Annotated in this window: 19 protein-coding genes, 2 pseudogenes and 1 riboswitch; of the genes and pseudogenes, 19 read left to right on the forward strand and 2 right to left on the reverse strand. The window is 39.7% G+C overall.

The window, feature by feature from the left end; all coding sequences use genetic code 11:
• Positions 1-187 precede the first annotated feature (187 nt).
• From JCM19043_RS10970 to JCM19043_RS16905, 6 genes and pseudogenes are all read left to right on the forward strand, one after another.
• A complete protein-coding gene (locus JCM19043_RS10970; RefSeq protein ID WP_062322500.1) occupies positions 188-1,261 on the forward strand; it encodes a branched-chain amino acid aminotransferase in 1,074 nt (357 codons plus the stop codon).
• A gap of 410 nt (positions 1,262-1,671) precedes the next feature.
• A complete protein-coding gene (gene proB / locus JCM19043_RS10975) occupies positions 1,672-2,790 on the forward strand; it encodes a glutamate 5-kinase (RefSeq protein ID WP_062322503.1) in 1,119 nt (372 codons plus the stop codon).
• On the forward strand, positions 2,790-4,037 hold the full coding sequence (locus JCM19043_RS10980; protein ID WP_062322505.1) for a glutamate-5-semialdehyde dehydrogenase: 1,248 nt from the start codon (positions 2,790-2,792) through the stop codon (positions 4,035-4,037). Before proB ends, JCM19043_RS10980 begins: the two co-directional genes overlap by 1 nt.
• 87 nt (positions 4,038-4,124) lie before the next feature.
• Positions 4,125-5,050 (forward strand): annotated as a pseudogene (locus JCM19043_RS10985) (manganese-dependent inorganic pyrophosphatase).
• Positions 5,051-5,278: 228 nt separating this feature from the next.
• Positions 5,279-6,535: a threonine ammonia-lyase IlvA gene (gene ilvA / locus JCM19043_RS10990; protein ID WP_062322507.1), complete on the forward strand. Its 1,257-nt coding sequence runs from the start codon at positions 5,279-5,281 to the stop codon at positions 6,533-6,535.
• 124 nt (positions 6,536-6,659) lie between these two features.
• Positions 6,660-6,815, forward strand: a complete 156-nt coding sequence (locus JCM19043_RS16905; RefSeq protein WP_177220690.1) for a hypothetical protein — start codon at positions 6,660-6,662, stop codon at positions 6,813-6,815.
• On the opposite strand, the gene JCM19043_RS10995 is transcribed toward JCM19043_RS16905, so the two are convergent.
• On the reverse strand, positions 6,798-7,238 hold the full coding sequence (locus JCM19043_RS10995; protein WP_062322509.1) for a YaiI/YqxD family protein: 441 nt from the start codon (positions 7,236-7,238) through the stop codon (positions 6,798-6,800). The two genes, JCM19043_RS16905 and JCM19043_RS10995, sit on opposite strands and share 18 nt — an antisense overlap.
• 90 nt (positions 7,239-7,328) lie before the next feature.
• On the opposite strand from JCM19043_RS10995, the gene JCM19043_RS11000 reads away from it, so the two are divergent.
• The 11 genes and pseudogenes from JCM19043_RS11000 (at position 7,329) to JCM19043_RS11050 (ending at position 16,972) form a co-directional block, all read left to right on the forward strand.
• Entirely contained in the window at positions 7,329-8,216 is an 888-nt protein-coding gene (locus tag JCM19043_RS11000) for a S1 RNA-binding domain-containing protein (RefSeq protein ID WP_062322511.1), read from the forward strand.
• A 232-nt stretch (positions 8,217-8,448) separates the two neighbouring features.
• Positions 8,449-8,775, forward strand: coding sequence for a hypothetical protein (locus tag JCM19043_RS11005; RefSeq protein WP_062322513.1), 327 nt, complete (start codon positions 8,449-8,451; stop codon positions 8,773-8,775).
• Positions 8,762-9,184, forward strand: a complete 423-nt coding sequence (locus JCM19043_RS11010) for a hypothetical protein (protein ID WP_156321401.1) — start codon at positions 8,762-8,764, stop codon at positions 9,182-9,184. The genes JCM19043_RS11005 and JCM19043_RS11010 overlap by 14 nt, the downstream gene beginning before the upstream one ends.
• Positions 9,185-9,227: 43 nt before the next feature.
• Positions 9,228-10,670 carry a V-type ATP synthase subunit I gene (locus JCM19043_RS11015; protein ID WP_062322517.1) on the forward strand — a complete coding sequence of 481 codons (1,443 nt, stop codon included), beginning with the start codon at positions 9,228-9,230 and terminating at the stop codon, positions 10,668-10,670.
• A gap of 74 nt (positions 10,671-10,744) precedes the next feature.
• Positions 10,745-11,221 carry a V-type ATP synthase subunit K gene (locus JCM19043_RS11020; RefSeq protein WP_062322519.1) on the forward strand — a complete coding sequence of 159 codons (477 nt, stop codon included), beginning with the start codon at positions 10,745-10,747 and terminating at the stop codon, positions 11,219-11,221.
• A 29-nt stretch (positions 11,222-11,250) separates the two neighbouring features.
• Positions 11,251-11,835, forward strand: coding sequence for a V-type ATP synthase subunit E (locus JCM19043_RS11025; RefSeq protein WP_062322521.1), 585 nt, complete (start codon positions 11,251-11,253; stop codon positions 11,833-11,835).
• Between the two features lie 20 nt (positions 11,836-11,855).
• On the forward strand, positions 11,856-12,863 hold the full coding sequence (locus JCM19043_RS11030; RefSeq protein WP_062322523.1) for a V-type ATPase subunit: 1,008 nt from the start codon (positions 11,856-11,858) through the stop codon (positions 12,861-12,863).
• Positions 12,853-13,164 carry a V-type ATP synthase subunit F gene (locus JCM19043_RS11035; RefSeq protein WP_062322524.1) on the forward strand — a complete coding sequence of 104 codons (312 nt, stop codon included), beginning with the start codon at positions 12,853-12,855 and terminating at the stop codon, positions 13,162-13,164. The genes JCM19043_RS11030 and JCM19043_RS11035 overlap by 11 nt, the downstream gene beginning before the upstream one ends.
• Before the next feature lie 17 nt (positions 13,165-13,181).
• Positions 13,182-14,903, forward strand: coding sequence for a V-type ATP synthase subunit A (locus tag JCM19043_RS11040; RefSeq protein WP_231631517.1), 1,722 nt, complete (start codon positions 13,182-13,184; stop codon positions 14,901-14,903).
• 56 nt (positions 14,904-14,959) lie between these two features.
• A pseudogene (locus JCM19043_RS11045) lies at positions 14,960-16,335 on the forward strand (V-type ATP synthase subunit B).
• A gap of 7 nt (positions 16,336-16,342) precedes the next feature.
• A complete protein-coding gene (locus JCM19043_RS11050; RefSeq protein ID WP_062322526.1) occupies positions 16,343-16,972 on the forward strand; it encodes a V-type ATP synthase subunit D in 630 nt (209 codons plus the stop codon).
• Positions 16,973-17,134: 162 nt separating this feature from the next.
• Here the strand turns inward: JCM19043_RS11050 and dapA are convergent, their stop codons facing one another.
• A complete protein-coding gene (dapA, locus tag JCM19043_RS11055) occupies positions 17,135-18,007 on the reverse strand; it encodes a 4-hydroxy-tetrahydrodipicolinate synthase (protein WP_082394530.1) in 873 nt (290 codons plus the stop codon).
• Between the two features lie 109 nt (positions 18,008-18,116).
• Positions 18,117-18,303, reverse strand: a riboswitch (Lysine riboswitch).
• A gap of 167 nt (positions 18,304-18,470) precedes the next feature.
• Here dapA and JCM19043_RS11060 point away from each other — a divergent pair.
• Together JCM19043_RS11060 and JCM19043_RS11065 are read left to right on the forward strand one after the other, a co-directional pair.
• Complete coding sequence (locus tag JCM19043_RS11060) at positions 18,471-19,358, forward strand: hypothetical protein (RefSeq protein ID WP_062322530.1); 888 nt, start codon at positions 18,471-18,473, stop codon at positions 19,356-19,358.
• Positions 19,310-21,220: a bifunctional diguanylate cyclase/phosphodiesterase gene (locus tag JCM19043_RS11065; protein ID WP_156321402.1), complete on the forward strand. Its 1,911-nt coding sequence runs from the start codon at positions 19,310-19,312 to the stop codon at positions 21,218-21,220. Before JCM19043_RS11060 ends, JCM19043_RS11065 begins: the two co-directional genes overlap by 49 nt.
• Positions 21,221-21,353: the final 133 nt, after the last annotated feature.

Consider the following 21,353-nt stretch of genomic DNA (forward strand, 5'->3'; position numbering starts at 1 on the left):
GCGTGTGAACGCCAACGATGAAAGGTCATACAAGATAATTATTGGCTCTGTTTAGCGCGCAATTAGTATCTGATACTAATAACACCTACGTATGTTTTGAAAATTCATAAATTAACTATTGTTTTTTGAAACGGATTAGGTCTACAATAGAAAAAGACAAGATATTAATAAAAGGGAGTCAAGTATAATGCAAACTATTTCTATTACACCATCAGAGAATAAAAAACAGAAACCCGCCGATGATTCTTTAGTCTTTGGCCGACAATTTACTGATCACATGTTTATCATGGATTACGAAGAAGGCCGCGGGTGGTATGATCCTCGCGTTGTACCTTATCAGCCATTAGAGATGGACCCAGCCGCGATGATTTTCCATTACGGTCAAACGGTCTTTGAAGGATTAAAAGCTTACCGGACAAAGCAAGATACGATTCAACTCTTCCGCCCGGCTGAAAATATTAAACGCTTGAATCGATCAAATGCGCGTATGTGTATTCCAACGCTTGATGAATCAATGGCTTTAGAAGCTATTCAAACATTGGTGGATATCGATCGAGATTGGGTGCCTCATAAAGAAGGGACAAGTCTCTATATTCGTCCGTTCGTCATTGCGACAGAACCTTACCTTGGGGTATCAGCGTCTAAGACGTATACCTTTATGATCATTCTCTCACCCGTTGGCGCTTACTATGAAGCAGGGATTAACCCCGTTAAAATCGCCGTTGAAAATGAGTATATTAGAGCAGTAAAAGGCGGTACCGGTGAAGCGAAAACAGCAGGTAACTATGCGGGCAGTATGATTGCCCAAGAAAACGTCGCGAAGAAAGGCTATGCACAAGTTCTTTGGCTCGATGGGCATGAACGAAAATACATTGAAGAAGTAGGCAGTATGAATGTCTTCTTTAAAATAGGTGATAAAGTCGTTACCCCGCATTTAAGTGGGAGCATTTTACCTGGTGTCACCCGCAAATCAGTGATCCAATTGCTTAAAGATTGGGGCATAACAGTAGAAGAACGTCCGATTCTTTTATCCGAAATTTTGGATGCCCATAAGAACGGTCAACTGGAAGAAGCATTCGGTTCAGGTACGGCCGCAGTTATTTCGCCGATGGGGGAATTGTTCTATAATGATCAGTCCTATGTAATCAATCATCATACAACTGGCGCATTATCCAAACGTGTTTATGACACGCTGACTGGGATTCAATATGGGACGGTTGACGACCCTCATAACTGGATTGTTGATGTTCCGAAAAAATGAAAAGTTTTCTGATAATTTTCAGTTGACATTTTTGCGTTGTTTTTAGATAATGGAATCACATCTAAATAGAGACGGATAAATAAGAACCAGTAAACAATGAATATATGACAGAGAGAGAAATGCGCATGTGGCTGAAACATTTCTCCATATCCCTTCTTCGTTGAACCTATTCTTATCGTCGTTAAGGTAAACTTAACCGCTCTAAGATTTAACGATCTCGAGCGTTATCAAAATAAGAGGACTCAAGACTTTGAGTCAACAATGGTGGTACCGCGGAAACACTACTTTTCGTCCATTGCATCACATGAGATGTATGGAGAAAAGTAGTGTTTTCTTTATACACAAACAACATCATAAAAAAACATATGTAAAGAAACAAATGAAAGTTTGAGAAAGAATGGTGATGGATCATGATTGAAAAACGTGTTGTTGTTAAAATTGGTAGCAGTTCACTGACAAAAAAAGATGGTTCTTTGTCGATTGAAAAATTGACTGAACATGCGGAAGCCATTGTGCAATTACTAGAGGAAGGATTAGAAGTTGTTTTAATCTCCTCAGGAGCGATTTCAGCAGGATTTAGAGATTTGGGATACTCCTCACGTCCCGTAACCGTCCAAGGTAAACAAGCCGCTGCAGCGGTTGGACAAGGCCTGTTAATTGAAGCCTATAACCAGGCATTTAAAAAGCATGGCTATGTCTCTGCTCAGCTTTTACTGACAAGAGACGTCTTCACAAATAAAGAACAGTTCTCAAATGTATATCAAACGATCACCGAGTGTTTAAAACGTAAAGTGGTGCCGATTATTAACGAAAATGATTCGGTGGCGATTGATGAGATGACGTTTGGTGATAACGATATGCTTAGTGCACAGGTGAGTGGATTAGTGAACGCTGATCAGCTGATTCTTTTGACAGACGTCAATGGGATTTATGATAAGAACCCGGGGCAATATGCGGATGCCAAACGCTTTAATCACCTCGGTTATATTTCTAATGAATTGATCCAAACAACCAGCCAAGATTCATCATCTAAAGTAGGGACAGGCGGGATGAAATCAAAACTGATCGCCGCCCAACTCGCAACAAATGTCGGGGTTAATTGTTTTGTTGGTACGGGGCAAGGTAAAGATAAATTGGTCAATATTCTAAAGGGGAGTGGTGACGGGACGTATATTGGCACGAGAGAAACAGTCCATGTAAGAAAACATAAACAGTGGATTGCTTACCATTCAGAACCAACTGGGCGCGTCATTATCGATGAAGGGGCAAAAAAAGCCTTGTTATCTGATGGGAAGAGTCTGTTAGCGGCTGGTATTATCGGAGTGGAAGAAGACTTTGATGCTCAGGACATTGTCGATATTTACTTTAATCAAGACCAAATCGCAAAAGGGCAAGTCAACTATTCCGCCGACCAAATCAAACAAGTCCGCGGTCTCAGTAGTCAAGAAGCGATGTTACTCACCGGTTGTACGCACCCAGAAGTGGTGCATCGAAATAATCTTATATTAACGATTCAGGAGGGGAAATAATGACGTCACTAGAAACATTAGGTCAACAAGCAAAAGCAACAACTCTGCGCTTACAACAAGCCTCAACAGAGGAGAAGAACCAAGCGCTACTAAAAATTGCCGATGTCCTTGAAGCAAGACAAAAAGATATTTTATCAGAGAATGAAAAAGATTTAGTCAAAGCGAAAGAAAAAGGGATTAGCGACTCGGTCATTGACCGCATTCGCCTTACCGAAGACCGTATCAAACAAATGGCCGATGCTTTGCGGGAATTAACTGAGCTCGACGATCCGATTGGTGAGGTATTAGACTCTTTCACGCGTCCTAATGGGTTAGCGATTGAAAAAGTTGCCGTACCGATTGGTGTCATTGGTATGATCTACGAAGCACGTCCCAATGTGACAATTGATGCCGCAAGCCTCTGTTTAAAAACAGGTAATGCGGTCATCTTACGCGGGAGTTCTTCGGCGATTTATTCGAACATCGTGCTCGTTGATGTCATTAAAGACGCATTAAAACAAACAACGTTACCCGTGAATAGTGTTCAGCTCATTGAAGATACGTCACGAGACACAGCAGAAAAAATGTTCCGCTTAAACGACTACTTGGACGTATTAATTCCACGCGGGAGTAAAAACCTGATTGATACGGTTGTCAGTAAGTCCTCTGTCCCCGTCCTTGAAACAGGCGCAGGGAATTGCCATATGTTTATTGACCATGATGCCAATGTCATAATGGCGCTAGAGCTTGTCATTAATGCGAAAACACAGCGCCCATCTGTGTGTAATGCAATTGAGACCGTTCTTGTCGATGCGACGTGGTTTGATCAACACGGTGAGGCGTTGCTTCACGAATTGAGCTCACACGGTGTCCTCGTTCATGGCGATCAAACCGTCAAAGATAAAGAGCCATCCATCCTCTTAGCAACCGACGAGGATTATGCAACCGAATATTTGGATCTAGAAATTGCGATGAAAGTGGTTCAATCAACAGACGAGGCGATTAAGCATATCAATACCTACGGTACGAAACATTCCGAAGCAATTATTTCTGAAACAAATGAGCATGTATTAGCCTTTCTAAATGATGTCGATGCGGCCTGCGTGTATCATAATGCCTCTACCCGCTTTACTGATGGCTTTGAATTTGGTTTTGGTGCCGAGATTGGGATTAGTACACAAAAGCTACATGCTCGTGGTCCAATGGGCTTAAAAGCGCTCACTTCAACAAAATATTTGTTAAAAGGGAATGGACAATATAAGAAATAAATGCGTAGATAAAATTTATAGATGAAATTTGACCATTTTTGCGTTAGAATTATCATCGTATGAAACAAATGATGAGGAGTTGTCACTATGAGTAAAACATTAATTTTCGGACACAAAAATCCAGATACGGATACGATCGCATCAGCGATCAGCTATGCCTATTTAAAACAACAAATCGGCGAAGAGGCTGAAGCTGTTCGCTTAGGTGAAATCAGTAAAGAAACGGCGTTTGCCCTAGACTATTTCAACACAGAAGCCCCGCGTTTCGTTGAGACTGTTAAAAACGAAGTCGATCACGTGATTTTAGTTGATCATAACGAAAGACAACAAAGTGTGAGTGACATTGATGACGTAAAAGTAACAGAAGTCATCGATCACCACCGGATCGCCAATTTTGAAACGAGTGATCCCTTATACTACCGTGCTGAACCTGTTGGATGTACAGCCACAATCTTAAACAAGTTATTTAAAGAGCACGGTGTCAGCATTCCGAAAAACATTGCTGGATTAATGCTATCAGCAATTGTCTCTGATTCATTACTCTTTAAATCACCGACATGTACAGAAGAAGATGTCAAAGCCGCAAAAGAATTGGAAGCTATCGCAGGCGTTGATGTCCATACGTATGGCTTAGATATGTTAAAAGCAGGTGCTGATTTAAGTGATAAATCAGTGAATGACTTATTAACACTGGATGCTAAACCATTCACAATGGGCGATAAACATGTTGAGGTAGCCAGGTTAACACAGTCGACCCACGTGACTTATTAGCACAAAAAGCGGCGATTAAAACGGCGATTACTCACGTCATTGAGGCGAGTCACCTTGATTTATTTGTCTTCTTAATCACCGACATTTTAACGAATGATTCAACAGTTATTGCGCTTGGAAACGAACAAGCCGCCGTTAATGAAGCCTTTGGGGTAAAACTTGAAGATGACATCGCTGTACTTAAAGGCGTTGTTTCACGTAAGAAACAAGTCGTGCCACAATTGACAGATATCTTGGCGTAATTTATAGACATAGTTTAAATAAGCAAAAAGGAGGAGCACTCATGCTGCTTCTTTTTGCTTTCTTTTAATATGTCTCATTGATTTCCATTTTGGGATGCACACACTTTCTGTACTAATACAGAAAACCTTTTCTTTCTCTGAGTATTTTTTCAGAATAGTTCCCGTTTTTCGAAAATTATGATAGGATAGTAGATACGATTATTTATCAAGCAGGAGGGATTATGTATTATGCCTACAGAAAAACCAATCGATGTGAAGGATATTATTATCGCGCATCAGCGCATTAAAGATGTTGTGACAAAAACACCACTCCTTCTTGATCCGATTCTTTCTGAAAAATATGACTGTAATGTCTACTTAAAACGTGAAGATCTACAAGTCGTGCGTTCTTTTAAAATTAGAGGTGCGTATAATTTTATGCAAAGCTTAGCTGAGGAAGATCTGAAGAATGGGGTTGTATGTGCCAGTGCAGGGAACCACGCCCAAGGTGTGGCTTATTCGTGTAAAGCAATGAACATCAAAGGTACGATCTTTATGCCGACCACGACACCAAGGCAAAAGGTTGACCGTGTTCAGTTCTTTGGTGGAGATGCGGTTGATGTCATTCTTACGGGGGATACATTTGATGACGCGAGCGATGAATCAAAGAAATTCTGTGAGGCGAATGATATGGCGTTTATCCATCCATTTGATGATGAGCGGACGATCGCCGGCCAAGGAACGATTGGCCTTGAAATATTAGAGGCGATTAATGAGCCTGTTTCACACATGTTTATGTCTGTCGGTGGCGGTGGTCTTATCTCAGGTGTGGCAACTTATGTGAAGAATATTAGCCCGGAAACAAAAATTATCGGTGTCGAACCGGCAGGGGCTGCATCGATGCAAGCTTCTTTTAAAGCAAATAAAGTCGTTAAACTTGATTATGTCGATAAATTTGTGGATGGGGCCAGCGTGAAACGGATTGGTGATAAGACCTTTAAAATAGCGAAACCATTAGTCGATGGTTTTGCGACGATCCCAGAAGGACGGATTTGTACGACAATGCTAGACTTATACAATGAAAATGCGATTGTGACTGAGCCAGCAGGGGCCATGCCTGTCAGTGCGCTAGAAGATTACCAAGACGAGATCAGAGGTAAAAATGTCGTGGTCATCGTGAGTGGTGGTAATAATGATATCGACCGGATGCAAGACATTAAAGAACGCTCCTTAATTTATGAAGGTTATAAACATTACTTTATCGTTAGCTTCCCGCAACGCGCCGGCGCTCTTAGATCATTTTTAACTGATGTACTTGGTAGGGATGATGATATTACCCGATTTGAATATACGAAGAAAAATAATCGTGACCGAGGACCAGTGCTGGTGGGGATTGAACTCAAGTATAAAGAAGATTACGAACCACTTATTGATCGGATGCATGACAAAGGTTTTAGTTACATTGAAATAAATAAAGACCAGGATTTATTTCAACTGCTTATTTAATTATCAGAAGTATGCTATAATACGAAAGAGAGGTGGCTTTCACCTCTTTTTTTCATGTTTAAATACGAGTAAAAAATGGTATAGGACTATGTTAGCCATTTACAAGACAATGGAGGTTTATGAAATGAAAGTTAAAATGCTCGTCCAGTCTCAATATAAGTCAGAATTACTTAGAGAAGGTAAAGTATATGACATTAATGATGACACAGCAAAACGTTGGATTTTAAGCGGATTAGCAGAAAAAGCACCTGACACTGATGAATCAAAGCCGGTCCAATAAACGACCAAAACGATCAACAAACTGGGACCGGTCACTTTCAGTAAAGGCTTTTGGTCCCTTCATACGACCACCTGCTTTTCTCACTTGACTCGAAAGATAACGTGATTGAAGTAACTGATCCATCGTTTCTCTCTTATAGAGCGTGCCTCTTGGATGTATGATGTGAGGCGTCTTTGCTAAAGCTAAAGAAGCGAGGCCATAATCAGCTGTAATTAACACGTCTCCAGGATTAATTAAGCGCATAATGCGGTAATCGCTGGCTTCTTTTTCTTGATCAACGTACACCACGTTTACATGGTCTCTGAGCGACTTTAAACTGTAATGCGCATAACTTTTTACTAACGTGACAGATTCATCGTGTTTATAGGCAAGGTCAATCACTTCATCAGTGACTGGACAACTATCAGCATCAACATAAATCAATTAAAACATCACCTTTCGTTGTTCTATAACAGTTGTTATAGGATAGCATGTGCCTAAATTATAAATTTAATCAAGATGGGAGTCAATGCAATGGATAATTATTTACCAGGACAAATTGTTACACTTACGGTTAAACGTGTCATTGATACAGGCTATGTATTAACTGACCTCGACCATGAGGCATTAGAAGTACTGCTGCATACGAATGAAGCAGGGGACGAAGCGTTATCAGAGGGGGACGAGGTGAAAGTATACCTCTATCACGATAAGCAAAAACAACTGATCGCAACGACCACTATACCTCATGTCACAACCGATGTGTTTGACTGGGCAGAAGTGACAGAAGTAAAGCCAGGACTAGGTGTTTTCGTAGATATTGGGACATCAAAACATGTGCTTGTATCAAACGATGACCTACCAGAGCATATGTCAGCTTGGCCTACGGTTGGGGACGTCTTATATGTCACACTGAAACACGATAAAAACAATCGATTATTGGCTGATCCTGTCTCAGAGGCTGATTTTGAAGGGAATTGGGACTTAGCGTCAGAAGCGTTGTTCAATCAAGACCTTGGTGGGCGAGTGTTCCGCAGCGGAAAAGAAGGGGCTGTCGCGATTACTGATGATGGTTACCGTGCATTCATTCACCACACAGAACGTAACAGAGAACCGAGAATTGGGGAATGGGTTGAAGGTCGTGTGATTAAGGTGAAACAAGACGGCACATTGAATATGTCGCTCTTACCACGTAAACAAGAAGCGCAAGAGGTTGATGCAGAAAAATTATTTAATTATATGCAACAGCATGACGGTGAAATGCCGTTCACAAGTAAAACCGACCCAGAAATTATTCGCCAAACATTTAATATGAGTAAAGCGGCGTTTAAGCGTGCCATAGGCAAACTGTTAAAAGATCGCTTAATTGTGATTGAGGACACTAGAATCATATTAACAGAATCTGAAAGTCATCCTTCATAAATTTCCAAAATAATTAATGTTTATACAGCTTTAGACTGGGTCTGAAGTCACATTATGAAAATTATTTTTGATTTTTTTCTTCCTATTAACTATATCAAGTTTTAGAATCTGTTCGAGAATCGATTTAAGTCAAAATTATTTGAACGAAGTCGATATAATCGATATAATAGTAATGCTTGAAGCTTTTTAAACTTTTTAAAAGCTTGCTGAATGATTGGGGGTGCGTAAAAGAATGAGTGTAAATACCATTGATCAAGTCAAACAAATTGAGCGTGAAGCAATTGAGCTGGAACGCGAATACAAAGACCGATTGAAACAAATGGAACAAGAGACAGAAGAGACGATTCAATCGATGAAAGAGAAGGTTGAAAAAGATCTCAACACTTTCAAAGAAGAACAGTCAAAATTGAAAGAAGAAAAGCTCGATAAGTTAAAAGCTTCTATTAAAGAAGAAGAAGATCAAGCCGTTAGCCAATTAGAAACAAACTTTAAAGAGAAAGAAGACAAATTGGTTGATGCGGTCATTGAGGAGGTTATGAGGACATATGGCAATAGCTAAAATGAAAAAACTAACACTCATATCTTTTCATGAACAAAAAGATCAGTTGCTGCAATCAATTCAAGCATTGCAACGCTTCGAGGTTGTTGATTTACCTTCTTCGGACTTAGGTGAGTTAGACGTGTCACCTTACGAAGTTGATAACTTAGAAACAATCGTTAAGAAGTATGAGACAAGAATTGACCAAGTACAGACAGCTTTAAGCTTTGTTCAGCCATATTTACCAAAGCGTCCACTTAAAGAAACACTGCGTGAAAAAAGAAAAGAATACTCTTTAGAAGAACTCGAACAAGAGATTTTCACTTTTTCGCCAAAAACCCTTGTGAAAGATGTGCTTGATTTAGAGAAGCGATTAGATACAATCGCTGAACGAAAAAAAAGACTTACGAGACAAGGAAGCTTTCTTTAAAAATTGGAAAAAGCTCGATGTTAGTGCGCACGATCTTCGTTCGATGGAACGTATTACAGGTAGTGTTGGTATCATTCCTCAGCATGATCAGAATACATATATGACCATGCTGGAAGCATCAGACTTACTCTATGTCAATGAAGTGTATCAAACGCGTGATGAAATTGGGGTAGCCGTTTATTATGATCGTCGGGATCAAGACGCGATTAAACCTTTACTGAACGACGCACACTTTGAAACAGTCACTGAAAAGTTAACTGAATCTCCTCGATTAGCATTAGGGGACATTGATAAAGAGTTAAAAGCTTTAAAGAAAGAAACAACATCAATCAAAGACCGATTAGCTAAAATGTCGAAAGAAGTTTGGCAACTGATGCTCACTGAAGAGTATTATGAAGCGAAACTTCAACGCGAACGCAGCAAGCTGTTTTTAATTGATGAAAAACACCTCTTTATTATGGAAGGTTGGCTAGAAGAAGAAGAAGTGCCTCATATGGAAGCGGCGCTCAAGCGCATCTTACCAGAAGAGGAATACGTCCTTTATGTCAACGACGTGAAAGAGGAAGAATATGACGATGTACCGGTTGTCTTAAAAAACAACGATTACGTCTCACCATTTGAAAGCATAACGGCTATGTACAATTTACCTAAGTACAACGAAATTGACCCGACACCATTTTTAGCACCGTTCTACCTCTTATTCTTTGGTATGATGGCAGCTGATGTGGGATACGGTCTATTGTTATGGATGGCAACATTCGTTGTCTTAAAATTCACTGAAGTTTCTCCCGCGATGAAGAAGAACATGCGTTTCTTCCATCTACTATCGTATCCAACCATTATTTGGGGATTGATATACGGCTCATTCTTCGGTGCAGCGATGCCAATCGTCTTGTTATCGACAACAAATGATGTTATTACTATCTTAATCATTTCTGTTATCTTCGGTTTAACTCAAATTTTCTTCGGCTTAGGTATTAACACGTATCTTAAGCTTAGAAATAAAGACAAATTCGGAGCTTTTAGTGATGGTATAGGTTGGATCGGTATTTTTGCCGGTATTATCATCCTCTTACTCGGTAACATGGTCTTAGACAGTGAAATTCTTGGCACGATTGGGGCTGTGGTTGCTGTTGCTAGTGCACTAGGTATTATTCTAGCGACAACACTTGGCTCAGAGAACAAAGCACTCGGTGTCGGTTTAGGTGTCTATAACTTATATGGTATTACCGGTTACATCGGCGATATCGTTAGTTACACCCGTTTGATGGCCTTAGGGGTATCAAGTGGTAGTATTGCCCTTGCCTTTAATATGATCATTGGCTTTATTCCAGGCGTTGGTCGGTTTACTATCGGGGCAGTATTATTCATCGTGTTACACGCTGTTAACTTAGGACTTACGTTCCTTAGTTCATATGTGCACGGTGCACGTTTAATCTTTGTTGAGTTCTTCGGTAAGTTCTATGAAGGTGGCGGTAAAGCTTAAGCCTTTAAGAGCTGCTGAAAAACATATTCAATTAAAAAATCAAAAACAATCATAAGTAATGGAGGAATTTTATTATGGAAAACTGGTTAACATTTTACGCAGAAAATAACGGAGGATTTATCTTTGCAGCATTAGGGATCGCGATCGCGGTTATCTTCTCTGGTTGGGGTTCAGCACGTGGTGTAGGTATGACAGGTGAGGCAGCAGCATCACTGATTAAAGAACAACCTGAAAAATTTGGTAAGTCACTTATTCTTCAGTTACTACCTGGTACACAAGGTCTTTATGGTTTCGTTATTGGTTTCTTGATTTACTTAAACATGGACCAAGCAATGCCTTTAGCTGACGGAATCTATATGCTTATGGCCGCACTTCCTATCGCATTTACTGGTTTAACTGCTGGTTTTGCTCAAGGTCGTGTATCTACTGCAGCTGTACAAATCTTAGCAAAAAGAGAAGAACAAAACTCTAAAGGTATCATTTACTCAGCGATGGTTGAAACTTATGCAATCCTAGGGTTCGTTATTTCCTTCTTACTTGTTTTAGCATAAGATAAAATATTAGTGAGAGGATGGGGACTATGAAAGATTTACAAGCTTTGTCCGCACAGATTTTGGCTAAAACCAAAGAAGAGGGACAAAAGAAAATCGAGCAATACGAAGAAGTTGCTAATGACCGAGTTGAAGAACAACGTCAAAAGCTTGTGGAAAGTCAAAAGAATCGACAAGAACAAATCGAAACTCAAATGAAAAATGACTATGATCGCGAAGCGCAAACATTAGCGAACAACAAACGAAATGCTGTCCTTGGTAAGAAACAAGCCTTGTTACATGATGTCTTCAATAAAGCTGCTGAAAAAATGGCGAATTGGGACAATGTAACATTCGCTACCTTTTTATCAGGTGTCCTTTCACAACTTGAACAAGACAAACAGTGGCAAATCGTTCCTGGTTCACGCTCAGTAGCTGTTTTTCAATCAGAAGAAGTAAAAGCGATCCTTAACGACTATCCGAAAATCAGTGTGGCTGATGAAGAAGTTAAAGGAAAAGGTGGCTTTATTGTCCAAGAAGACGGTATTGATTACAATTTCTGTTTTGATGTGCTTGTTCAGGAAATGAAGAAAGAATTTTCTCCACAACTTGCAACCTTAGCATTTAAAAACTAATGAATAAGGGGGGAGAATAAATGCAGGACACTCAATATAAGGGCGTCAACACGCTGCTTCGTGTCTATGAAACAAAGCTACTCTTACGTGATGATTATGAAAAATTATTACGTGCAGAAGACTTGCGCGAAGCACTTGAAATTCTAAAGAGTACCGATTATTTATTTGATGAGCACGACGTGCTCGAAAATAAGAATTTTGATGCATTTTTGATGCAGCGTGTGAAAAATATTTATGATGAGCTTTACGAAGTGACACCAGATTCAGAAGTCATTCAGATTTTCTCACTTCGATACAGTTATCACAATTTAAAAGTATTATTAAAACAACGCTTTACTGGGCTAGAGTTTGATCATTTACTCATTCCGATTGGCAAGCATCCGATTTCGGCCTTGCGTCAACTTGTCAATGCACGTCAATCAGATGAGTTAAACCCTGTTATGGTCGAAGGTGTGCAACTCGCGATTGAAGATTATGAAACGTATGGTCGACTAGAAGCAGCTGATGTCTTCATGGACACGTACTTTTACAAACATATGCGTAAAATCACTGATCGTTTGAAAAATCCAACGATCAGTCAAATGGCGGATGTCTTAATTGATCTAGACAACTTATCAACAGTCGTAAGAAGTCTACATCAAAATAAATCACGTTCATTCCTTCATACGGTCTTATCTAGTTCAGGGTCAATTTCTAAAAAAGCGATCATTGAAGCGAGTGAGCAAGGTGCCGTTAACGTTCTCAATGAACTGTACCTCGGTAAACCTTATGCGAGCCGTTTAGCAGCTGTTGTCAATGATCAAAAAGATGATCTAGATCCTATGGTTTTAGACAAAGTCATTGATGAAACGATAGATGAATTAATGGAAGAAGCAACATTCCAAGCCTTTGGCCCAATGCCGGTGATTGCTTTCTTATTTTTTGTTGAAAAAGAAGTAGCAAATCTCCGACTTATTCTCGTTGGGAAAGACAATCAAATTGATGAAGGTATTATAAGAGAAAGGATGCGACCAATTTATGGCCCATAAAATAGCAGTAGTTGGAGACAAAGATTCGGTCTTACCTTTCAAAATCTTAGGATTTGATGTGTTTGCATCTAGTACACCTCGGATTGCCCGCGAAACGATTGATCGTTTAGCTGAAGAACATTACGGGGTCATATACTTAACAGAAGCAATGGCGAAGGAAATTCCGGATACAATAAAACGTTACGATGCAGAAGTTCAACCCGCAATTATCCTAATCCCGAATCATAAGGGATCACTGAATATTGGTAAGTCCCGTATTCAAAAGAACATGGAAAAAGCCGTTGGACAAAACATCTTATAATTTGGGAGGGGACTTATTTGAAGAAAGGAACAATTGTTAAAGTTTCCGGTCCTTTAGTTATGGCAGAAGGTATGGAACATGCAAATATCCAAGACCTTTGCTATGTAGGGGACATGCGATTAGTAGGTGAGATCATTGAAATGCGATATGATGTTGCCTCTATCCAGGTATACGAAGAAACTTCTGGCGTAGGACCAGGCGAACCTGTTGAAACAACAGGAGAAGCCTTATCAGTAGAACTTGGACCAGGGATTGTGTCACAAATGTTTGACGGCATCCAACGTCCACTCGATACATTTAAAGCAAAAACGGATAGTAACTTCTTAGTAAGAGGGGTTAATATCGAAGCATTAGACCGTGAAAATAAATGGGTCTTTCATGCAACAAAAAATGTCGGTGACATGGTAGAACCAGGTGATATCATCGGGACTGTTCAAGAGACAAAAGTTATTGAGCACCGCGTGATGATTCCTCACGGTATTAAAGGTAAATTGACTGCAATCGAATCAGGTGAATTCTCACTTGAAGATGTTGTGGCTAAAGTAGAAACAGACAACGGTGAAAAAGACGTGACCATGCTACAACGCTGGCCAGTTCGTCGTGGACGTCCGTTCAAGAAAAAATTAAATCCTGATAAGCCGATGCTTACAGGACAGCGTGTTATCGATACATTCTTCCCAATCACTAAAGGTGGGGCTGCGGCTGTACCAGGACCATTTGGTGCCGGTAAAACCGTTGTACAGCACCAGATTGCGAAATTTAGTGACGTGGACTTAGTTGTTTACGTTGGTTGTGGTGAACGTGGGAATGAGATGACAGACGTACTAAACGAATTCCCTGAGCTCGTTGACCCGAATACAGGTGAATCGTTAATGGAACGTACGATTCTTATCGCCAATACATCAAACATGCCAGTAGCGGCACGTGAAGCATCTATCTATACGGGTATCACGATTGCAGAATATTTCCGTGATATGGGATACAGCGTGGCGATTATGGCCGATTCTACCTCACGTTGGGCAGAGGCACTTCGCGAGATGTCAGGTCGTTTAGAAGAGATGCCTGGTGATGAAGGTTACCCTGCTTACCTTGGTAGCCGTATTGCTGAGTACTATGAGCGTGCGGGTCGTATTTTAACGGTTGGTTCTGAAGAACGTGAAGGTAGTATTACCGCCATTGGTGCCGTATCACCTCCAGGTGGGGATACGTCGGAGCCGGTTACACAAAATACGCTTCGTGTTGTTAAAGTATTCTGGGCACTTGATTCATCCCTTGCACAAAAACGTCACTTCCCATCAGTGAACTGGTTAACATCATACTCACTTTATTTAGAGGATGTTGGTCGTTTCATGAACGATGACTTAGAAGTGTCTTGGTCTGAGATGGTTCAGCACTCAATGAATATTTTACAAGAAGAATCTGAGCTACAAGAGATCGTTCGTCTTGTTGGTATTGAATCACTATCTGAAAAAGACCGTTTAACGATGGTCATTGCTCAGCAATTACGTGAGGATTACCTCCAACAAAACGCGTTTGATGATGTCGATACATTCACATCACGAACAAAACAATATTACATGCTTGACCTCATTCTTTCATTCGAGAAAGAAGCACGTGAAGCGATGCGTCTTGGCGCTTACTACAAAGAAATCGTTGAAGGAACAACGGACTTACGTGATAAGATTGCCCGTGCGAAATTTATCTCCGAAGATAATATTGAACAAAATTCGCGCGCTTAAAGACGAAACAAAAGAAACAATTCACCAGATTGTTGCTGAAGGAGGTATGACGCAAAATGCTTAAGGAATACAAAACAGTTAGCGAAGTCGTTGGACCTCTGATGGCCGTAGAAGGTGTAGAAGGCGTTAAATTTGACGAATTAGTCGAAGTCCAACTACAAACAGGCGAAATCCGTCACGGACAAGTACTTGAAGTAAATCGAGATAAAGCGATGGTTCAGATTTTTGAAGGACCTAGCGGGATTAACATCAAAGATACAAAAGTACGTTTCCGCGGGAAGCCATTATCTATTGATGTATCAGAAGACATGGTTGGTCGTGTTTTCAATGGTTTAGGTGAACCGATGGATGACGGTCCAGACATCATTCCAGAAACAAGTTTAGACGTAAATGGTCAAGCGATTAACCCTATCGCACGTGACTATCCGGATGAATTTATTCAAACGGGTATTTCAGCGATTGACCACTTAAATACACTTGTACGTGGTCAAAAACTACCGGTGTTCTCTGGTTCAGGTTTACCCCATAAAGAGCTTGCGGCACAAATTGCCCGTCAAGCCTCTGTACTTAATAGCGATGAAAAATTCGCCGTTGTTTTCGCAGCGATGGGTGTTACGTTTGATGAGGCGGAATACTTCATGGAAGATTTCCGTAAAACAGGCGCGATTGACCGTTCTGTTATGTTTATCAACTTAGCAGATGACCCAGCGATTGAACGGATTGCCACACCAAAAATGGCCCTTACAACGGCTGAATATTTAGCATTTGAAAAAGATATGCACGTGCTTGTTATTATGACGGATATGACTTACTACTGTGAGGCACTTCGTGAAATTTCAGCCGCACGTCGTGAGGTACCAGGTCGTCGTGGTTACCCAGGTTATCTTTATACAAACCTATCAACCTTGTATGAACGTGCGGGTCGTCTTATCGGTAAAAAAGGATCGGTAACACAGATTCCTATTCTTTCAATGCCTGAAGATGATATTACGCACCCAATTCCTGACCTTACCGGTTATATTACCGAAGGTCAAATTATCTTAAGTCGTGACTTAGATAAGCAAGGAATTAAGCCACCAATCAACGTACTACCTTCACTTTCTCGTCTGAAAGATAAAGGTACCGGTGAAGGTAAAACACGTAAAGACCACGCACCAACAATGAACCAATTGTTCGCCGCTTATGCCAAAGGTATTGAAGCGAAAGAATTGGCGGTCGTTCTAGGTGAGTCAGCGTTATCTGATACGGATAAACTGTACGTAGAATTTACGAACGTTTTGAAGCAGAATATATCAATCAAGGATTCTATACGAACCGTTCAATTGAGGAAACCTTAACATTAGGATGGGAATTACTCTCAATCTTACCTCGTACTGAGCTTAAACGTATTAGTAGTGCACTGATCGAAGAGTTTATGCCGGAAGGAGAGTGATTGACCTATGGCTAGATTAAATGTCAAGCCAACACGGATGGAGCTTTCCAATTTAAAAGATCGGTTAGCAATATCAATTCGAGGTCACAAGCTTTTAAAGGATAAACAAGATGAGTTAATGCGACAGTTCATTACATTGATTCGTAAAAATAATACGTTACGTGATGAAGTTGAAAAAGAGTTGACAGAGTCGATGGAAGCCTTTGTTGTCGCTAAATCACTTACCAACGAAGCGTTTATTGAAGAATTATTTGCGGTACCAGGTAAATCAATCACCCTTGATATTCAACAAAAGAATATTATGAGTGTGATGGTACCTGAAATGAACTTTACTGTTGATGAAGATAACAAAGAATCAGAAATGCAATACGGGTTACTGAACTCAAACAGTGAGCTCGATGATTCAATCGATCGCATTAACACTATTTTACCTAAATTATTAAAGCTTTCTGAAATCGAAAAAACGTGTCAATTAATGGCTGATGAAATTGAGAAGACACGCCGTCGTGTAAACGCATTGGAATACTTAAAAATTCCTCAACTTAAAGAAACGATTCATTATATTCAAATGAAACTTGAAGAGGATGAACGTGCAAGCATTACACGGATTATGAAAGTCAAAGATATGGGACAATAAAACGAACGCTACCTCAACATAAGAGGTGGCGTTTCTTTTGTGTCCATCGATATAAAGCCTATCACTCAAAAAATACTTGATTTATAAAGAACCAGAAAAAGCCACGACTCATATAAGACAAGTCGTGGCTGACTGATAGCCCTCTATACATACCATGCGTGGTTAATAATAACGACCTACAACATCATCAACATGTGTCATTTCTGCCTCAGTTAAAGCAATGAGTGGTAAACGCACGTGTCCAACATTTAATCCTTTTTTTGATAGAGCATATTTCACAGCCGTCGGATTTGGTGCACTGAAGAGCGCTTTAATCACCGGGGCAATCTCTTGTTGAATCTTCGTTGCTTGTGCATGCTCACCTGACTTGAATGATTGAACCATGTCATTCATCTCATTACCAACGATGTGTGAGGCGACACTGACAATACCGGTTCCACCGAGAGACAGAATCGGTAAGAGTAAATTGTCATCACCACTATAGACCGCAAAGTCATCCGGTGTTTCCTTGATTATTTGACTGATTAAATCTAAATCACCGGTTGCTTCTTTTATTGCGACAATATTTTTTACTTCAGCTAGGCGAAGCACCGTATCTAATTCCAACCTAACAACTGTTCGACCTGGAATATTATAAAGCATGACCGGTAATGATGTACTTTCAGCAATGGTTTTAAAGTGCTGATACATCCCTTCTTGTGATGGTTTGTTGTAGTAAGGGGTGACAAGCATAATACCGTCAACGCCAAGCTCTTCTGCTTCTTGAGTTAATACGATAGACTGCTTTGTGTTATTTGATCCGGTACCGGCAATAACAGGCACACGTCCATTGACATACTCAACGACAAACTTTAGAAAACTTAGCTTTTCTTCATGAGACAAGGTCGGAGATTCTCCTGTCGTACCGACAGCAACAATACCTTCTGTGCCATTATCTATTAAATAATCGATCAACCGTTTTGTCTCATCATAATTAATTTCATCTTGGTCATTAAAAGGCGTGACCATCGCAGTTAATACTTGATTAAAGTCCATTATTCCACCTCATTATATTTTTTTAAAAGGTAAGTAGAGGGAATCCATTCACGACATAGAAAAAGCAGCTCAGGCTAAGTGAGCTGCATCATATTTTACTATCGTTGATGCGTGAGATAGCCCTCCATATAGTATATAACCTATATGACAATGTTGTACCTGTTAAATACAACACCAGCATAATAACTCATAAACAGCTATTATCCTTCGGCACAAGACCCTTTCAGCAAACATCATCGAGTGTTTATGACTCTCTGTTTTTTTTACTCTTGTCTTGTGCAACCTCTATACCCACTTCAATATGTATTGAAGTCTATGTGATTGTGGTTTAACTATATCAAAAAAAAGAGGTCTTGACAAATATTTTTCCGATATTTCTAAACTTGCACAACCATTTGTTAACATTGTCAACGAACCTCTTTATAGGCTAAAATAAGGGTAACGAATAGAGAGGGGGAGCAACATGAAACAATTTAATTTCCAATGGCGGAATCAACATGTCATAAAGGCCATACTTTTTAATCTGGCAATCATTACGGCTTTCTTCACTCTCTTTAGTTACGCTGCCGCTTTTACGATGGAACGCTTTACCGTTGAATACTATGATGAAATGATGTATTCAGCGAACGAACGTTTTAGTCAGCAATTCAATCGTGTATTAACAGAAGTGGATGAATTAACACGCTACGCAGTCGGTCAACGTCATTTAGAAAGCGAAAATCCATCCGAGAGACGTCAAGCATTAAAAGACTTAATTAACAATTCTCCCATGATTGATTATGGTTTTATTATTAATAAAGATTTAATCATACAAACGTCCGTTTTTTATGGTTTAGTGGGTGCGTCTGATTATCAATTAGATAGCATTGAATTTGTTGAAGAAGCTTATCTACAAAAGACTAAAACAATTGAAAAAAGCCATCTCTTAGAATTACTCATACCACTTGAAGATAATCAGTTACATGTATTTATTGATTTAAGTGCTAATAACACACTCCAAGACTATTTCCACTCTCTTTCATTTTCTGAAGATTTCTATATCGGGGTCTATAATGAGTATGATGAGTTAATTTATAGTTATAATCAGTTAAGCGAGACCTATCAAGAAGACATCGATGATTTTCATGAAAATAGTCATAATCATGAACTATTAACAAATTCAGACGAGGCAATCAATGTCTTTCATTATGACGATCTTCACTTTATGATGGCCGCTGAACCATTAAATCGAAATGGTTGGACATTAGCCTCTTTGTACCTGAAGTACTTGCTGATCAGTTTATACTCAATATATTTGAAATATTGGCACCGATTCTCGTTGGACTGGCTTTTGTCTTTTTCATCATTATGATCTACGCTTACTATCGTAGTCAGAAACCGTATCAAGCATTGATTATGGCCATTGATGAACTAAGTGAGGGGGATTACACCCACCGTATTCGTTATACAAATACAAACACCCGTATTGGTGAGATAAATAACAAGTTTAATCAAATGGCCCATGAGTTAGAAAAGTCGCGGCTTGTTCTTAGAAAAAACGAAACGCAATTAGCTAATCAAAAAGACTTTTTAGACCGTATCATTAACGTTAGTCCGATGATGATTTATACGATGAATGCCGATGGCATCTATACACTTGTTAATGACCAATATGCTGAACTATTCGGGTATACGGCTAAAGAAATGCTTGGCCGTCACGCTTTAAATGTAACGAATGATATAGCTGCCACTCATTATCACTTAAAACTCCATCAGTCGATTTTATTATCTCAGGAGCGAACGACCTATGAAGATAGACAAGTAGGATCAGATGGCAACATTCGATGGTATCGCGTAACAAAACAACCGATAGAGAGTATAAAGGACAAAGGGAAAGAAATATTGATGGTCGCCACCGATATTACCGAAATTAAAGAAAACCAAGCAATCATTGAACATCAAGCCAACCACGATGAGCTCACCGGCATTGGTAATCGTAAATATTTTAAAACGATTGTGGATGAAGCGATTGAACAAACAGATCGAGATAATGAAGGATTCGCGGTCATGTTTCTAGATTTAGACCGGTTTAAGTATGTGAATGATACCTTTGGTCATGATGCAGGGGATAAGTTATTAATCGATGTCGCTGATCGTATAAAAGCCGTCATCAACGACCGTGACTACGTCTTTCGCTTTGGTGGCGATGAATTTACGATTGTAACTTATTTCACTGAAGACCGACAAGAAGTGACCAATCTAGCTAAAAAAATCATTCATACCTTAACGAAGCCCTATACGTTTGATAATCATAGCTTTATTGTGACGGCAAGTATTGGCATTAGCTTATACCCTAAACATTCTCAATCGCTAAATGAACTGACTAAGTATGCTGATTTAAGTATGTATCAAGCAAAACAACAAGGGAAAAATACGTTTAGATTTTATACCCCTGCACTTGAAACAGAAGTATCGCTTTACATTCAATTAGAGACAGACTTATTCCAAGCAATCGAACGCCAGGAGCTCTACGTCGTCTATCAACCGATTATTGATACCGCAACAAAAGATATCCGCGCCGTTGAAGCTTTATTACGCTGGCAGCATAACAAACTAGGCGCGATTGCACCTAATGTGTTTATTCCGATTGCTGAGAAGAACGGCTTAATGCCTCAATTCTCGCAGTTTTTACTAAAAGAAGCAACACAAACCCTATCAGGATACAATGAACGCCACCATCAAGCGATCAAGTTGCATATTAACCTAACAGAAAAAGAATGTCGTGATGAGAAAACCTTTTTATCTATCCACCAGCAATTCGAGGCAGCAAACGTCAACCTTGAACATTTAGTCATTGAAATCAGTGAAAATCTCTCGCGTGATAAATGTAAAAACTTAAAAATCAAACTGAGCGCTTATCAAAAAGCTGGTATTCAAGTGGCGATTGATTCTTTTGGGGATCATTATTTATCCCTACGTCAACTGCGAACACTACCCTTTAAGATGATTAAACTTTCACAAGGGACTCTCCATGACGCACTTAGTGATGAGGATGGTTTAAGCAGCTATAAACGTTTAGTAACGCTTGCGAAAGAGTTGAGATTAATTATTATCCAAGAAGGAGTAGAAACGGCAGAAGAAGTCGCATTAATTGAGTCGGTTCAACTAGATGCTTATCAAGGTTTCTTAATGAGTCAACCACTTACGAAACAGCAGTTTGAGCAAGACTATTGACATTATCACCATAACCGATTAAAATTACTATTAAATATTTTAAATGACTATTCTAAGTATTCTGTCAATTTAAAATAATTAATAGAAAAGGTGGTGTCAAACATGAGGCAGAAGAAAGAAAACAAGTAAATGT

The sequence above is a fragment of the Halolactibacillus sp. JCM 19043 genome (assembly GCF_001310395.1).
GTDB classification, from domain to species: domain Bacteria; phylum Bacillota; class Bacilli; order Bacillales; family Amphibacillaceae; genus Halolactibacillus; species Halolactibacillus miurensis.

Coding starts and splice junctions, on each gene's coding strand:
- JCM19043_RS10970 (WP_062322500.1), top strand. CDS start 188: ATGCAAACTATTTCTATTACACCATCAGAGAATAAAAAACAGAAACCC.
- proB (WP_062322503.1), top strand. CDS start 1,672: ATGATTGAAAAACGTGTTGTTGTTAAAATTGGTAGCAGTTCACTGACA.
- JCM19043_RS10980 (WP_062322505.1), top strand. CDS start 2,790: ATGACGTCACTAGAAACATTAGGTCAACAAGCAAAAGCAACAACTCTG.
- ilvA (WP_062322507.1), top strand. CDS start 5,279: ATGCCTACAGAAAAACCAATCGATGTGAAGGATATTATTATCGCGCAT.
- JCM19043_RS16905 (WP_177220690.1), top strand. CDS start 6,660: ATGAAAGTTAAAATGCTCGTCCAGTCTCAATATAAGTCAGAATTACTT.
- JCM19043_RS11000 (WP_062322511.1), top strand. CDS start 7,329: ATGGATAATTATTTACCAGGACAAATTGTTACACTTACGGTTAAACGT.
- JCM19043_RS11005 (WP_062322513.1), top strand. CDS start 8,449: ATGAGTGTAAATACCATTGATCAAGTCAAACAAATTGAGCGTGAAGCA.
- JCM19043_RS11010 (WP_156321401.1), top strand. CDS start 8,762: ATGGCAATAGCTAAAATGAAAAAACTAACACTCATATCTTTTCATGAA.
- JCM19043_RS11015 (WP_062322517.1), top strand. CDS start 9,228: ATGGAACGTATTACAGGTAGTGTTGGTATCATTCCTCAGCATGATCAG.
- JCM19043_RS11020 (WP_062322519.1), top strand. CDS start 10,745: ATGGAAAACTGGTTAACATTTTACGCAGAAAATAACGGAGGATTTATC.
- JCM19043_RS11025 (WP_062322521.1), top strand. CDS start 11,251: ATGAAAGATTTACAAGCTTTGTCCGCACAGATTTTGGCTAAAACCAAA.
- JCM19043_RS11030 (WP_062322523.1), top strand. CDS start 11,856: ATGCAGGACACTCAATATAAGGGCGTCAACACGCTGCTTCGTGTCTAT.
- JCM19043_RS11035 (WP_062322524.1), top strand. CDS start 12,853: ATGGCCCATAAAATAGCAGTAGTTGGAGACAAAGATTCGGTCTTACCT.
- JCM19043_RS11050 (WP_062322526.1), top strand. CDS start 16,343: ATGGCTAGATTAAATGTCAAGCCAACACGGATGGAGCTTTCCAATTTA.
- dapA (WP_082394530.1), bottom strand. CDS start 18,007: ATGGACTTTAATCAAGTATTAACTGCGATGGTCACGCCTTTTAATGAC.
- JCM19043_RS11060 (WP_062322530.1), top strand. CDS start 18,471: ATGAAACAATTTAATTTCCAATGGCGGAATCAACATGTCATAAAGGCC.